Origin of the sequence: Pedobacter anseongensis (genome assembly GCF_037482965.1) — a bacterium.
Taxonomy (GTDB): Bacteria; Bacteroidota; Bacteroidia; order Sphingobacteriales; family Sphingobacteriaceae; genus Pedobacter; species Pedobacter anseongensis.
This window is the reverse complement of sequence record NZ_JBBHKB010000004.1, coordinates 1-13793: the sequence shown is the minus strand read 5'-3', so window position 1 is coordinate 13793 and position 13793 is coordinate 1. Positions and strand designations below refer to the sequence as shown.

Genomic DNA, 13793 nt, shown 5'->3' with positions numbered 1-13793 from the left:
AAAGAAAAGATTGTGTTATTTTGCCTGTTTACTTTCCAATACAGAAAGTAAAGAGACATTGATTAACAGTTAGTTATGTTTGTTAAGATACAAATTCGGTACAAATATTATTTAAATAGCCAATTCTGACATATCAAGCTTTATCAATTCCCAGTGCTTTCCTCTCAAACATTCCGGATCGATTTCCCTATCAGCCTTTGTAAAATTAGTCAGATTTTTACGTATTAATTGTTTATCATGTCCATAAGGATATCTCTCTTGATGTAGCACTATCATTTTCTCAACTGGACAATAGTCTAGTACTTCATGAATATCCCAAAAATCTTTCTTCCTACCTTCATGTTGAACAATCTCCATTTTCATAGCCATTATTTCTTCAACTGAGGCTAACCTCACCCCATCTACGAATAAAGGTTCTCTTATAAATGGATCTGTATAGTTGATATCGAGCTTAACATTATCTAAATTACTTTTACCTACAGCATAGGACCTTCCATTTGCTACCAGCATACCAAATGAACCATCAACGTAAGTAAAATTTTCTTTCAAAAATTCTTCAATTTTTTCGAAATCAATAGACCTATATGGTGCGTCAGTAAATAGATCAATATCAATAGACATTCTATGACCCAACTGTAAGCTAAGGGATGTTCCTCCAACTAGCCTAAACTGATCAAAAATTGGAGATTGCATTAGTAGCAATAATGCATCTTTTAAGGTATCATTTACGGTATTCCAATAAAGCATACCTAATTGTTTTTAACCTTTTTTGTCTTAATGTAATTATCAACAGGTAGTTTTGAAAGGATAGCTAAGATGGTTTCCTTACCGTAAAATCTTTGTATTTCTTTTTGCTCATTTTCATTTCCCCTTTCAAAAACTCTTGAAATAATAAATTCTTTATGTTGATCCCAATTAATTTTTTCAAGCTTAACATCCCAAAATAATATTGGACGAATTAAATCAAGGTTCGGGATATTATTATTGTTGTTTTTTTCCTTCTCTATTTTAATATCATAAAACATTTGAAGCATCATTAAAAAACCTTCTTCTAGTCCAAGAGCTTTTTCTGCCTTTAAAGACAAAGAAGTATTCATATCCCTTTTGCCTTTGGTAATTGTACCAATAGTTTGTGGATGTTCGGCCAAAGAAATAGCGAATTGTCGCTTAGACAACTTTTTTTTCTTGAGTTCATGTTCCAAGAAAAATCCTGGGTGAATACCTTTTAATATGGATAGTTTTTCAAACATATACAAATGTAAACAATTTTGTTTACATTATGTTTTATGAACTTATTAAGCATACCAAATTATTCTCCGCAAATTTTGGGCAGAATAGGAAACTAATCTCCGCATTTCTTCGAATAAACCTTTAGAACTACTAATTTTAAAGATTTATTTCATTTATCACACACATCCAACACTCATGGTAAGGTCAATAAGAAAAAATAAAATTTTTCCTCTTACCGTAAAAAGAAATACTATGAAAAACTTATTGAACCCTTACTTTCCGATACATAAAGTGAAGCTAACTCACTGACAGTCAGTCCTAAAAGAAAAGGACCAATCTAGAGACATAACAAAACATACCTAAAACGCTGATAATCAGATAATTATACTTTATTTTTCCGACAAAGTGTTTTATAATGTTAAAGAACTGATAATGAGCTATTTACTAGAATTAATTTCTATCTAAACCCCCATATCGCCTTAACAAATATAAGAATTCGCGGATGAAACGCACAAATAAAAATGATTTTTTCTTTCCAAAATCAAAGTTCTTCTCCGTGCTGTTTCTATTAAACCTTGTTGTGCTAATTCTATTAAACCTTGTTAAGTGAAATCTAATCCCCAAAATAAATTTTAAGATCTTCTTTGTAGTTATCTTTTCGTTATCGTGCTTTGCATACCAACCAACAAGATGTCACAGTTAAGGGAGATAAAAAAACACCTGAAAAAGGGAAAGCTATACCGGAGAGCAGACTTCAAAAAATGGACTGGATCGGTAGACCGTATACTTGCTGCCCTTGTCCAAGAGGGAACGCTACAGAAACTTTCTACAGGGATCTATCACTATCCTAGACATTCGGTATTTGGAAAAGTTCCGCCTGACGAAAAGGAACTGATACGTACCTTCCTCAGGGACGACAGGTTCTGGTCAGCTCGCTAAACAACTATAACTCCCTTGGCGTGGGCACTACACAGCTCTACAATAGAAAGATCGTATATAACCACAAACGTCATGGGGTTTACAGGCTGGCCAACATACAGTTTGACTTCCGCATTCGCCAGCACTTCCCTATCAAACCTACCCTGGAATTCTTGGTGGTGGATCTTGTAAACAACCTTAACAGGCTTGCCGAGGACATTCCCGATATCTTGGAAAGACTGCAACACAAGATAGGAAGAATGGATCAGAACTCATTAATCAAGTCATTTCAAGCCTTCGGTAATCCTAAGACTAAACGAATTCTAATGCAGTTGCTGGACAAAAAAAAATAATCACCGCAAATTTGCGGCGATTAAAAAAGTATTCACCGCAAATGATCTGCTGATCAAGATATCATCCTTTGAACAGGTTTTCCCTGTGCCAACCGATATATTCCTGGGCAGGATGCTGAGAAACCTCATGGGGCAACGTGATCGGTTTGCCGTGCAGCCTTCGAATCCCATAACTATGCTCAATGTCCTCAAGGACATGCCCAGATATAATAATGCGATAATTTTCATCAATACTGACCAGTCCCCTGTCAAAAGCTCGGTGCAGGTTTGGGCAGAGCGCAATTCCGTTGGTCACGCTATCATTGTGGGTGAGCGAAAATGGTACAATATGGCACGCATCTACAAACAAATGTCCAAAAGTACTTGAAAGCTGCATACCGGTAAAACTGCAGCGGTTGCCATAAATCTTGGGCACCATCTTTTTGAACAGTCCATTACGTACAAATACATCCTCCTCGGTATGGATACTTACGTGGCGCTTTTTTGCTTCTGGCTCATTCAGAATATCTGAGATCTGGTCATGAAGATAGCCATCGCCCGTTCCCTTGGCATTATAAAAAATCTGTTTTTGAAGTTTGAAATAGGTATCCAGGAGCGCATCCTTAAGCACTGAGCTACTTGATGGATCAGTTAGCAGCAAGAAAAGTTCGGGAGCAAAATATCCGTAGGCGCAGACTTCACTGAGCCTTGATACGGATTTGATATGGGAGTTTATCTGGCAACCGGGATTTGGTTTCAACGTCCAGAGAGGTTCGCCCGTCACCCTCTCGCTCTGCAGATAAAAATAGGGCTGGGTAAAATCAGGCTGGTGTAAGGTTGGTACGAGCAGTTGCCAGTTTTCCTTGAAGGTTCCCACAAGGTCCGCCGAAACTGCAAATTCATTGAGCCGAACAATCCCTCTTTCCACCAGTTCGATCAGGGAAATCAATAATACCGGTTTATGGGGAGCCAGTCCATACCGTGTTCCACCACGTTTTAAACGTGAAAAAGCATTGACGTATTTTAGGAGCGTTTGTTCCAAGATAAGCGGACAGATTTACCAGTTACAATCTTAGCCATAAAAACCGAATGTTTCAAATAGGCAGCAATTGATCTAAACGTGGACGCTCGATGGAGGCAGCTTTTCGGCTGCCTTTATTCAGAGGTTGTTAGCTTCACAAAATTGCTTCACCACCCTTTCAAGGCCATCATTGATCTCCTTGATCTTTCTTTTAAAAAAGCTTACGGTATGTTTCATGTGGATCTTATTTAGTTTCAACTGGAATGCTCGGCTAAACGTGGAGTCGCCCCGATTTCTCGGGGCAACTCCCTAGCAGGTGGCATCCATGATTTCGTTCAGGCAACGTTGGTACAGATCGCTTCGATAGTCCACTATGGAATCCAGCACACATTTCCTCACTCCCTTGTGGTTTTTCCAGACCAGACCGTTGAAGTCCATTTCATCTCCTTCAGGGTAGCCTGTCAGCTTGCCGCCCCGCCATCTCCTGCTGCCCATTTCCCAAAAGGCAGAATAGGTAACCGCATAATGCTGCAACTCTTCAATCGAGTCCGAGACAACTGTAATTCTTGGCGCACCGAGCCCAGCCAGTACGACCGCAATTTTTCCCTTGGCAAGTTCCTCGCCCATTCTTAAAATCTCCATAATACAATATTTAGTTATAGATTAGATCGAATAGTTCCTTATTTGATAACTTGAGTTCTTCCTCGGTTGCGTAGTATGCAATGAGTTCATCTTTCAGGGTAGCCTCGGGCGTTCCGTTACCATTAGCGTCAAGGTTCATCGCCTCTGAAAGGCTGATGGGCGCAACGGTCAGCGAAAAATCTTTGTCGTTCAGATCTGGGATCTCCCTACCCAGATATTCCTTTCCCTGAAACATGATCGGCACCCACACGATCCCGTCATCCTCTAGCGAATCGGGAACGATATAACTCAAATAATTGTCGATCACGTCCCAAGTTATCCCGATATTGCAATCGTGCTTATCCTTGAGCATATCCAGCACCTTCTGCGCTTCGCCCTCTTTAAGCAGATACCCATTATCTTTTGCCCTTTCTTCCACATCCTGCAATCCCCACACAATCGAGATTGTCCCCTGCTGGCTGCGCTGGTAGCCTACGATCGCGCGCTCGTACACATATTTGGTAGACTGGTCGAAGGCAGCCGTTGCCAGCTCAATATTTCCTTCAAATTCTCTATCAAACATGATTTCGGCATCTCCGTTAAGTTCACCGTTTACGATCTTGCAAAGGTCATCGTTGCGCATGATCTCGTTGCAGGAATAATATTTCGGATAGTATTTTTCTACGAAGTCCCAAACCCCTTCGCCCCGCTCTGGATTTGGAGCGTAGATTTCTGCCTCTTCCTGTATCTTGTTGATCTTGTATCCGTTCAGTGAAAAAGCCTTGGTGTTGATGACATTGATCATCAGATCATTTACAAAGTTTTCCATATCGGTCTTCGATTGTTGTATATCTCCCTCGAGTGTCAAAGTGAGATTAACCTTTATTTCCTGTGTCATTTTCTTGAATTTTAATTTATCATCCTATTTACCTGTCCAATCTGGCGCCTTCAGGAGCCTGATCCCAAATAGCCAATGGTATTTTGCCCTGTAGCCACTGTACTCAATGATCCCCATGAGCAGCCCCTTGGCGAGCTGCACCTCGAAGGCATCATTTTTGGAAAGTTCCATTTCTTCAAGGCTCTGCAAGAGCCTGAGCGCTTGGGCGATCTTTTTCAGTTTGCGGCGCTCATTCCTGTTTTTGCTTTTCATCATCTTGCTGGGTTTAAAGTGGGGCGGTTTCCCGCCCCTGTTTTGATTAACTGAATGGAAGCGATCCCTTACTGGCAAAATCTGCGCAGAGTTCAAAGGCAACCTGTGCCCTTTGCTTTGCTGTCCCCTCCGTGATGGACTTAAATTTTGCCTCGCCATCCCTGAATTTGCGCACGTTTTGGAAGTAGCCCGTTACCGCATTGTAGGCACCAAAGACAGTTCCCGCCGTGGTCTCCATCTGCTGGGTCTGGTTGCCCATTGCATAGCTGTAAACCTCATCGACAATGTTTCTGTAAACCACAGAATTTTCATCGTCGGCTCGCTGCTGCAGTTTCTGCAATACTTCTTTATTGGGCGCCATAGCAACCTGCACCAGTTTTTTAACTTCTGCGTCAGTAATGCGCACCTTTGCCCAGTGGTTGAAAATCTCTTCCAACTCCCCTGCAAGGCTGCCAGAAATACCCATTAAGATGTGCGCCTGTTTTAATCTGTCGCCAGCTCCCGAGCTGTGACGGATTCGGATTGCGTTTTTATGGTTGCGCATTGCAGCATTCAATGTATTGTTGCATACAATCCTAACCGGAGTAAATGCAGCGGTGATGCTACCGCCCCCATCGTGCGAGGTAGTAAGAAAAAGATACTGCTCTATCAAGTCATCATTGCCCACACGGATATAAGACGGAAGTTTTGCGGTGATAAAAATTCGCTCCCCCTTACCCAGAGCGCCAGCGGTCTCGTACTGGATCCCCTCGCCACCGCCTACGATGCTATCGAAAAAAGAAAATGCGTCTATATTTTGTACAACGCTATAATCCTTGCCCACTACCCCGAGCACCTGCTCGGTATCGGTGCGCATGGTCGCAAAGAAATTAGGGACTGCAATCTCCGCAGATGATGGGACGATCTTGTCATCTTTGAACTCGTTGTTAAAATTGTCCATCGTAAAAAGCGGACGTTTTACAACCGTGTAATCCAGCCCCGCGAACTTCAGCGCCTCGGCTGAAGTGGGGTAACTGTCCACGATCGTGCCCAGCCCGTGCCAAGCTTTTTCCTTCACCGAAAAGAAAGCGTGTTTTTGTGTGTCGTTATTGAAATTTAGGTTATGTGCCATGACTATACTATTAAATGCTTGAATAAATTGATTGCTTAAAATGGTAGGTCGCCCGTTTCCTTTACAGGTTCGTTAGTATTAACCGACTTCGCGCCAGCACTAAAAAGCTTGATCTCCGAAACCCTGAAGGTCAGCGCCGCCGCTGCTTCGGCGTCCTTCGTCACATAAGCCCTACAGCCCACATGTCCGAAGACCTGCACAACATCCCCCTTTTTCAGAAATTCGGCTATTCCCGCATTCCTCCAATAACTACATTCAAAAAATCTCGCAATCTCTCTTCGCTGCTCCCCGCTCATATAGCTGTAGTTTACCGCTATGGTAAAGCCTACTACTTTGGTACTCTCTGATAACTCCCTGACTTCCGCGTCTGCGGTCAGCCTTCCTGTGATAATTTCCATCTTCGTGGTTTTTTAAATAAAAAATTGAACCGTTGTTTTTGTCCTTTCAGCCCAATCCCCCATATATTTTTTGGAGTTAGGGGACAAAAACTTGCGAGGAAAAGCAGGAGCTCGTTAGCGCAGCAGAGAACTAGAAATTACGGGACGGAACCGCAACGCGGTAATTTCGCCGTTCGTCGCCAGCGGAGCTCCATAGCTTTGCCGAGTTTTTGTCCCCACGATCAAAAAATTACCAGAAAACGGCATATTAACGACCATGGAGACATTAATCTAGGCTGACATGGAAATCAGTAAGGCGGTATTTATTTACACCATGCAGGGTAGCACACAATGCAGGCTAGGAAGTCCCAACAGCATTGAGGCGCTTAGCTATCTCAACTACAGCAAGGATAGCGCTGGAACGAATATTTCCGATTTCGGGAACACTTTTTAGCTTCTTAGCCCTAGCCTTCCCCACTCCCTTTAATCCTCCGCACTCCTTCAAGATACTTCGCGCAAGTGATATTGATTGCTCATCGGTAAGGCCTGCGCTAAAAAGCAAAGAGACAAGTTCCTCATCTGCAAGCGAGCCTGCTCCAGTTTTTTTCATGCGTTCTATTGGACTTATGTTCGGATCGGGCAATGGAGTGGGATATAGCTTTAAGGTCTGCCCCTCAGGATGATCTCCTGTTCCACCTTTAGGACTTGCCAATTTCAGGTAACTGGCATGGTGGCATATGGAAGTGAGCGCTTCTATTACGTCGGGCATATGTTCCAGGAAAATGACGATCCTGTTCCTTATATGAGAACCGTCCGACTGCCTTTCACTACAGCTTATCTGAAGAAAACTGTTTCCACTATGACCTTGTTTGAGGTCGAAAAAATAATGTCTCATGGGACTTGAGGCAAAAGCCTCGCTATACATCATCGTTACCATAACTAATTGATCTTGGTGAACTGCAAAGTTTGCTACACCCAAAAAAAATAGTCGGTTGCAAAACCAGTTAACCGTTTCAAACGTTTAGCTACCGGATATCTAACTGAAAATCAGATAAAAGCTATGCCTACGCTGAAATACGAGACCGAACACCGTTGCGGCTACTGCGAAAAAGAACTCTTTGGACGTAGCGATAAAAAGTACTGCAACGATACCTGTCGCAATAAGGCCAATTCCAACAAGCGCAAACATGCGAAATGGGACGAGCCCAAGCACGTCTACCAGATATCGCGTGACCTGCTCAGAAACCGAAGGATCATGGCCGATACCGGCGCTTGGGAAGGCGAGCCGAAATTCCTTACACGTGGGGAAATGCTGGACAAGGGGTTCAATTTCAATTTCTACACCAATATACTGGAGACCAAAAAAGGGAGATACTATTACTGCTATGAATATGGCTATAAGGAAGTTGAAAACGGACGGATCATGATCGTGATGACCGAGAAATATTTCGAGTTCACCATCAAGGTGAAAGACTATGATAGGGATTAAAACAAGAAAGCGGGAAAAACCAAAGGCTCTTCCCGCTCATCTAAATTAACGCTCTCGGAATATTAAACGCATACGCTGCCAATATGTTTTGTCCGACTTAAAGAAATTCAAAATATTATCTCCAGCCAAGTCCTGGAGCCACATGTTCCAAAATAGAAGAAAGAACATGGACATTGTAATCCACGCCCAGAGTATTGGGAATAGTTAGTAAGACTGTATCGGCTTCCTGAATCGCCTCGTCTGCTGCCAGTTCCCTGATCAGTTGATCTGGTTCTGCGGCATAACCCCTGCCGACACCGCCCTTTGGGTAGGCTCGATATAGCCAAAGCTATCTGATCCTTTGCCATGTCCGCCAAAATACATCCTGTCCTGGTCGTTCATCAGCGCAAAGATTGACCTGCTTACCGAAACCCTTGGCTCACGGGAATGCCCCGCTTTCTTCCAGGCATCTTTATACAGCCTGATCTGCTCGGCCTGTTGGATATGGAAAGGTTTTCCGTTTTCATCAAATTTCAATGTTGAACTCTGCAAATGCATCCCATTTTCTGCCGCCCAGACTGCTGTCGCGTTGGAAGCAGCTCCCCACCAGATCCGCTCGCGCAGTCCATCGGAATGTGGTTCTAGACGAAGCAGCCCAGGGGGATTGGGAAACATCGGATTTGGATTAGGCTGGGCAAACCCTTTGCCTTTCAAACGCTCCAAAAATTCCAAAGCCTTTTCCCTACCCATATCGGCATCATTACGGCCTTCCTCAGGTGCATAACCAAAATGGCGCCAGCCTTCGATCACCTGCTCGGGCGAACCACGGCTAATGCCCAATTGCAAACGTCCACCTGAAATCAGATCTGCCGCACCAGCGTCTTCGACCATATATAAGGGGTTTTCATAACGCATATCTATCACGCCCGTCCCAATCTCGATCTTCGAGGTCTTAGCACCAATGGCTGAAAGCAATGGAAAGGGCGAGGCGAGCTGCCTTGCAAAATGGTGAACGCGAAAGTAGGCACCATCAACGCCAATCTCTTCGGCTGCAACAGCCAAATCGATAGACTGCAATAAGGTATCGCTAGCGGTACGCGCCTGGTATGAGGGATGATCGGCCCAATGGCCGAAGGAAAGGAATCCTATTTTTTTCATATAATGAAGATAAAATCCAAATGTAAGCATATCGCATCCTAGCTTAGGTCACTTATCGGTCAAAACCATAATATGCTCTCATTTCTTGTTACCTCTTATAGCTAGAACTTCAGAAGCACATTTCCAAGAGTGATATGAACAATTAAACGTATGTGGCTATCAATCCAGGACCAGACATACTCTACAATTCCAATCCTTAATCCAACCCCGGAAGCAACCTTTCAAGCTGAGAATGTCCACCTTGGAGCGGAACATATGGCCCAATTTGGGATCATCCCAGCCGCCCCACGACCAACAGTTTAATATCCTATTTTCTTTCCATTACGTTATTAGACCCTTTCAGGCACCGGTTATGGCACTTTATCATTTCCAGCCTTAATTATCTGAATTTTTTGGAAGTTAAAAGCAAATCGTGGCACCATTCGTGAGGCATTAATGGTGGCGGTAATTTTTACCGTCGACAATCCCACTTAAATATAAACAAAATGGAAAATTTAGCATTACTGGCCCGCCTTGAGGCCAAACCCGGTAAAGAGCAGCAAGTTGCCGACTTTCTTAAAAGTGCCCTGCCATTGGCCCAGGCCGAGCCAGGAACCATCCGCTGGTACGCGCTGCAGCTCGGACCTTCAACCTTCGGCATCTTCGATACGTTCGAAGATGAAGCTGGGCGAGATGCACATTTGGGCGGAGAGATCCCCAAGGCATTAATGGCCCATGCAGATGAACTGCTCGCTGCGCCGCCGGTAATCGAAAAGGTAACCTTGCTTGCGGTCAAATAAGTCCGACATACACAAAGTCAGATCCCCGGCAGATTAGGCCGGGGAACTTGACACCATTAGAACGCCGTCTTCGCCTAGCTAATTCAAAAAAACTAGGATGCCATTTGGTTTGTTCGATAACTATGCCATCATACAGAAATTCACCGCACATCATTATCAAGGGCGCCAGGGAACACAACCTGAAGAACATTGACCTGGAGATCCCAAGGGACCAGTTGGTAGTCTTTACCGGAGTGTCAGGATCCGGAAAATCATCGCTCGCCTTCGGCACGTTGTACGCAGAAGCGCAGCGCAGGTACCTGGAATCCGTATCTCCCTATGCAAGGCGGCTCTTCAACCAGATGTCCATCCCCGAGGTGGACAGCATTTCCGGACTTCCGCCAGCGGTAGCCCTGCAACAGCAGCGCGGCGGGGCATCAACGCGCTCTACCGTGGGCAGCGTCACGACCCTTTCCAACCTGCTGCGCATGCTGTACTCTAGGGCCGGCGATTACCCAAAGGGACAAGACATCATCTACGCGGAAGGCTTTTCGCCAAATACGCCCGAGGGCGCCTGCGAAAACTGCCATGGACTTGGAAAGGTTTATGAGGTGACCGAAAAGAGCATGGTACCCGATGACACCAAGACCATCCGCGAGCGCGCGGTCGCCAGCTGGCCAACGGCCTGGCAGGGACAGAACCAGCGGGACATTTTGACCACCATGGGCATCGACGTCGACATCCCATGGAAGCAGCTTTCCAAAAAGGACCGAGATTTCATCCTGTATACCGAAGAATCGCCCTCGGTGCCCGTTTATCCCGGTTATAGCAGAGAGGAGGTGCAACGGGCCATCAGGACAAATAAACAGTTCGATTACATGGGCACCTTTATCGGAGCCAGAAAATATGTGCTGCAGACCTTTGCCAACAGCCAGAGCCAGCTGATGAAAAAGCGGGCACTTTCGTTCATGACCGGTAGCCAGTGCCCGGTCTGCGGGGGCAAACGGCTAAAAAAACAGGCACTTTCGGTAAAATTCGAAGGGATGGACATTGCCCAGATGAACAGGCAGCCCCTACTGGCCCTGCAACAGATGTTCACCCCCTATGCCAAACAGATCGCAAAGAAGGATAGCCCGAACAGCGACCACCTGGAAAAACAGATCGTTGCCCAGCGCATCGCAGCTGACCTATATGCAAGGATCGAAGTGATGCTCGAACTCGGACTGGGCTACCTCACCCTGGAACGCAGCACCCCGACACTGTCCCCGGGAGAACTGCAGCGGCTCAGGCTGGCCACCCAGGTCCACTCCAACCTGTTCGGCGTGGTCTATGTGCTGGACGAGCCATCGGCGGGACTGCATCCTGCGGATACCAGGGCGCTATTGAACATCCTCGACCGGTTGAAACAGGACGGCAACTCGATCTTTGTGGTCGAGCACGAGATCGAGGTCATCCGCCATGCCGACTGGATCGTGGACATCGGACCCGGCGCTGGGGAAAATGGCGGCCGGGTCATCCATAATGGTCCTGCGGCAGAGATCAAAAATTGCAGGCAGTCCATCACCGCCAAATATCTATATCCCGAAACACAATCTGGTAAAACGAACAGCAAACCCAAAAGGAAGCCAGAGCAATGGCTGGAACTGCAGGGCGTCTACAAGAACAACCTTAATGACCTCAGCGTTTCCATCCCGATCGGGCTGATGACCAGTGTAACCGGCATTTCAGGCTCCGGCAAGAGCAGCCTGATTTCCCAGGTACTGGTGGAGCTGGTTGGCGCAGCGCTTGGACAAAGGCGAGAAGCGGAAGAAGTGGAAAGCGGAACGGACCTGTTGGAACAGCAGACTCCCGAAACCGCAAGGGGCCAGCTGATCGGAGGACTAAAGGGGATCCGGCGCCTGGTCGTGGTCGACCAGAAGCCCATCGGCCGCACGCCACGGAGCAACCTTGCCACCTATACCGGGCTTTTCGATCCGGTGAGAAAACTATTTGCCGGTACGCCCGCAGCCAGGAAAAAGCGCTATGATGCAGGGCGGTTCTCCTTCAACGTGGCCAAGGGAAGGTGCGCCAACTGCCAGGGCGAAGGCCAGGTGATGGTAGAGCTCCTTTTCCTGCCCAGCGTGTACACCCCCTGCCCGGTCTGCTCGGGAACAAGGTACAATGCGGACACCCTTCAGGTCACCTATAAGGACAAGAACATTGCCGATGTGCTCAGGCTCACAGTGGACGAGGCCTGCGATTTCTTTGACGAAGAGCCCGCCATTTCAAGGGCCCTAGAAACGGTAAGGGAAGTAGGCCTTGGCTACCTCAGGCTAGGCCAATCGGCCACCGAACTTTCTGGAGGAGAGGCGCAGCGGATCAAACTGGCTACCGAGCTCCAGCGCGCGCAGAACGGAAGCACGCTGTACATCCTCGATGAGCCGACGACCGGACTTCACCCGAGCGACGTCGAGCGGCTGATGGCTCAGCTCGACCGTCTGGTCGACGCCGGCAATACGGTCGTACTGGTCGAGCACGATATGCACGTGGTTTCAGGGAGCGATCACATCATCGATATCGGACCTGGCGCGGGGTCCCAGGGAGGAAAAGTGGTGGCAAAGGGCACTCCTGCCGAAGTGAGCAGCCATGCCAAAAGTAGAACCGCTCCCTACCTGAAAGCCTTTCTGTCCGGGAAAATATAGCCGAAGAAAAGCCAGCCTTCTGAAGCTAGAACACAGCTAAGTTTGCACGCAGCTAATCGTTGAGCTCGATCCATACCGGGCAATGGTCGCTGGACTTTTCCCAGCCGCGCACGTGTCTGTCCACCCTACCATCGCTCAGGCGACCAGCCACAATATCGTTCAAAAGAAAATGGTCCAGCCGCAGCCCTGCATCGCGGCCATAGGCACCCCTCAGGTAATCATAAAAGGTATAGACCCGCTCATCCGGGTACAGGGTGCGGATCGCATCGGTCCACCCCTGCTTCAAGAGTTTCCTATAGGCCGACCTGCTCTCTGGAAAGAACAGCGCATTGGTCACATATTTCTCGGGCCTATAGGTATCAAGGTCGGTCGGGATCACGTTATAGTCCCCGACCAAAAGCACCGGAAGATCGAAGGAGAGCAGTTTCTTTGCATGCAGGTGAAGCCGCTTGAACCAGGCCAGCTTATAATCGAACTTCGGTCCTGGTGCCGGATTCCCGTTGGGAAGGTACAGGCAACCGATCACCATCCCATAGACAAAACCCTCGATGTACCGGGAATGTTCATCAGAGGGATCCCCGTCAAGTCCGCGCCTGGTTTCCCTGATCTCTTCCCTTGCCAATATCGCCACCCCGTTCCAGCTCTTCTGTCCGTGGAAGATCGAATGGTAACCAGCCTTCAATAGCTCCCTGGCCGGAAAATCTTTGTCTTGGCATTTCAGCTCCTGTAGGCATACCACATCTGGTCTGGCCTCCTTCAGCCATTTCAAAAGCACAGTAAGCCTGCCATTGATCCCGTTGATGTTATAGGTTGCGATCTTCATCAAACAGATAACCATTAAAACCCAGCATTGTTTAGCCAGCAGAGATTTCCACATTCCCATGTTGAAAAGTCGGATAACAAAATGCCTGCACCGTACGTTATCTTAGCATTCCCAAAAAACATAAACAGCCATGCAAGCCTTTGAC

16 protein-coding genes are annotated in these 13793 nt (G+C 46.6%); 5 read left to right on the top strand and 11 right to left on the bottom strand.

The features are described 5' to 3' along the window. Nucleotides 1–111: 111 nt before the first annotated feature. Together WG904_RS14315 and WG904_RS14310 are read right to left on the bottom strand one after the other, a co-directional pair. Complete coding sequence (locus tag WG904_RS14315) at nt 112–693, bottom strand: nucleotidyl transferase AbiEii/AbiGii toxin family protein (protein ID WP_339580509.1); 582 nt, start codon at nt 691–693, stop codon at nt 112–114. Between the two features lie 56 nt (nt 694–749). Next, complete coding sequence (locus WG904_RS14310) at nt 750–1250, bottom strand: helix-turn-helix transcriptional regulator (RefSeq protein WP_339580015.1); 501 nt, start codon at nt 1248–1250, stop codon at nt 750–752. A gap of 670 nt (nt 1251–1920) precedes the next feature. Between WG904_RS14310 and WG904_RS14305 the strand changes: the two genes are divergently transcribed. After that, entirely contained in the window at nt 1921–2169 is a 249-nt protein-coding gene (locus WG904_RS14305; protein WP_339580014.1) for a DUF6088 family protein, read from the top strand. A gap of 20 nt (nt 2170–2189) precedes the next feature. Continuing rightward, entirely contained in the window at nt 2190–2501 is a 312-nt protein-coding gene (locus WG904_RS14300) for a hypothetical protein (RefSeq protein WP_339580013.1), read from the top strand. Between the two features lie 61 nt (nt 2502–2562). On the opposite strand, the gene WG904_RS14295 is transcribed toward WG904_RS14300, so the two are convergent. The 7 genes from WG904_RS14295 to WG904_RS14265 all read right to left on the bottom strand — a co-directional run bounded on the left by WG904_RS14295 (nt 2563) and on the right by WG904_RS14265 (nt 7529). Then, entirely contained in the window at nt 2563–3522 is a 960-nt protein-coding gene (locus WG904_RS14295) for an HNH endonuclease (RefSeq protein ID WP_339580012.1), read from the bottom strand. 288 nt (nt 3523–3810) lie between these two features. Continuing rightward, nucleotides 3811–4143: a hypothetical protein gene (locus tag WG904_RS14290; RefSeq protein WP_339580011.1), complete on the bottom strand. Its 333-nt coding sequence runs from the start codon at nt 4141–4143 to the stop codon at nt 3811–3813. Nucleotides 4144–4153: 10 nt separating this feature from the next. Continuing rightward, nucleotides 4154–5020, bottom strand: a complete 867-nt coding sequence (locus tag WG904_RS14285; RefSeq protein ID WP_339580010.1) for a hypothetical protein — start codon at nt 5018–5020, stop codon at nt 4154–4156. A 24-nt stretch (nt 5021–5044) separates the two neighbouring features. Beyond that, complete coding sequence (locus WG904_RS14280; protein WP_339580009.1) at nt 5045–5275, bottom strand: hypothetical protein; 231 nt, start codon at nt 5273–5275, stop codon at nt 5045–5047. 43 nt (nt 5276–5318) lie between these two features. Further along, a complete protein-coding gene (locus WG904_RS14275; protein WP_339580008.1) occupies nt 5319–6383 on the bottom strand; it encodes a DUF932 domain-containing protein in 1065 nt (354 codons plus the stop codon). A 35-nt stretch (nt 6384–6418) separates the two neighbouring features. Further along, on the bottom strand, nt 6419–6781 hold the full coding sequence (locus WG904_RS14270; protein ID WP_339580007.1) for a single-stranded DNA-binding protein: 363 nt from the start codon (nt 6779–6781) through the stop codon (nt 6419–6421). Nucleotides 6782–7118: 337 nt separating this feature from the next. Beyond that, nucleotides 7119–7529: a UPF0758 domain-containing protein gene (locus WG904_RS14265; RefSeq protein ID WP_339580006.1), complete on the bottom strand. Its 411-nt coding sequence runs from the start codon at nt 7527–7529 to the stop codon at nt 7119–7121. Nucleotides 7530–7820: 291 nt separating this feature from the next. On the opposite strand from WG904_RS14265, the gene WG904_RS14260 reads away from it, so the two are divergent. After that, nucleotides 7821–8249, top strand: a complete 429-nt coding sequence (locus WG904_RS14260; protein WP_339580005.1) for a hypothetical protein — start codon at nt 7821–7823, stop codon at nt 8247–8249. Nucleotides 8250–8507: 258 nt separating this feature from the next. Here WG904_RS14260 and WG904_RS14255 read toward each other — a convergent pair whose 3' ends face one another. Then, a complete protein-coding gene (locus tag WG904_RS14255; protein WP_339580004.1) occupies nt 8508–9386 on the bottom strand; it encodes an LLM class flavin-dependent oxidoreductase in 879 nt (292 codons plus the stop codon). A 485-nt stretch (nt 9387–9871) separates the two neighbouring features. On the opposite strand from WG904_RS14255, the gene WG904_RS14250 reads away from it, so the two are divergent. Beyond that, a complete protein-coding gene (locus tag WG904_RS14250; RefSeq protein ID WP_339580003.1) occupies nt 9872–10165 on the top strand; it encodes a putative quinol monooxygenase in 294 nt (97 codons plus the stop codon). 122 nt (nt 10166–10287) lie between these two features. After that, the gene (gene uvrA, locus WG904_RS14245) at nt 10288–12825 is read left to right on the top strand and encodes an excinuclease ABC subunit UvrA (protein WP_339580002.1); all 2538 of its coding nucleotides are present in this window, start codon (nt 10288–10290) and stop codon (nt 12823–12825) included. Nucleotides 12826–12877: 52 nt separating this feature from the next. Here uvrA and xth read toward each other — a convergent pair whose 3' ends face one another. After that, a complete protein-coding gene (xth, locus tag WG904_RS14240) occupies nt 12878–13648 on the bottom strand; it encodes an exodeoxyribonuclease III (protein ID WP_339580001.1) in 771 nt (256 codons plus the stop codon). Between the last annotated feature and the right edge of the window lie 145 nt (nt 13649–13793).

Excerpts from the sequence above, each read along its gene's own strand:
- WG904_RS14315 (WP_339580509.1), bottom strand. The coding sequence starts at position 693 with ATGCAATCTCCAATTTTTGATCAGTTTAGGCTAGTTGGAGGAACATCC.
- WG904_RS14310 (WP_339580015.1), bottom strand. The coding sequence starts at position 1,250 with ATGTTTGAAAAACTATCCATATTAAAAGGTATTCACCCAGGATTTTTC.
- WG904_RS14305 (WP_339580014.1), top strand. The coding sequence starts at position 1,921 with ATGTCACAGTTAAGGGAGATAAAAAAACACCTGAAAAAGGGAAAGCTA.
- WG904_RS14290 (WP_339580011.1), bottom strand. The coding sequence starts at position 4,143 with ATGGAGATTTTAAGAATGGGCGAGGAACTTGCCAAGGGAAAAATTGCG.
- WG904_RS14285 (WP_339580010.1), bottom strand. The coding sequence starts at position 5,020 with ATGACACAGGAAATAAAGGTTAATCTCACTTTGACACTCGAGGGAGAT.
- WG904_RS14280 (WP_339580009.1), bottom strand. The coding sequence starts at position 5,275 with ATGATGAAAAGCAAAAACAGGAATGAGCGCCGCAAACTGAAAAAGATC.
- WG904_RS14275 (WP_339580008.1), bottom strand. The coding sequence starts at position 6,383 with ATGGCACATAACCTAAATTTCAATAACGACACACAAAAACACGCTTTC.
- WG904_RS14270 (WP_339580007.1), bottom strand. The coding sequence starts at position 6,781 with ATGGAAATTATCACAGGAAGGCTGACCGCAGACGCGGAAGTCAGGGAG.
- WG904_RS14265 (WP_339580006.1), bottom strand. The coding sequence starts at position 7,529 with ATGCCCGACGTAATAGAAGCGCTCACTTCCATATGCCACCATGCCAGT.
- WG904_RS14260 (WP_339580005.1), top strand. The coding sequence starts at position 7,821 with ATGCCTACGCTGAAATACGAGACCGAACACCGTTGCGGCTACTGCGAA.
- WG904_RS14255 (WP_339580004.1), bottom strand. The coding sequence starts at position 9,386 with ATGAAAAAAATAGGATTCCTTTCCTTCGGCCATTGGGCCGATCATCCC.
- WG904_RS14250 (WP_339580003.1), top strand. The coding sequence starts at position 9,872 with ATGGAAAATTTAGCATTACTGGCCCGCCTTGAGGCCAAACCCGGTAAA.
- uvrA (WP_339580002.1), top strand. The coding sequence starts at position 10,288 with ATGCCATCATACAGAAATTCACCGCACATCATTATCAAGGGCGCCAGG.
- xth (WP_339580001.1), bottom strand. The coding sequence starts at position 13,648 with ATGAAGATCGCAACCTATAACATCAACGGGATCAATGGCAGGCTTACT.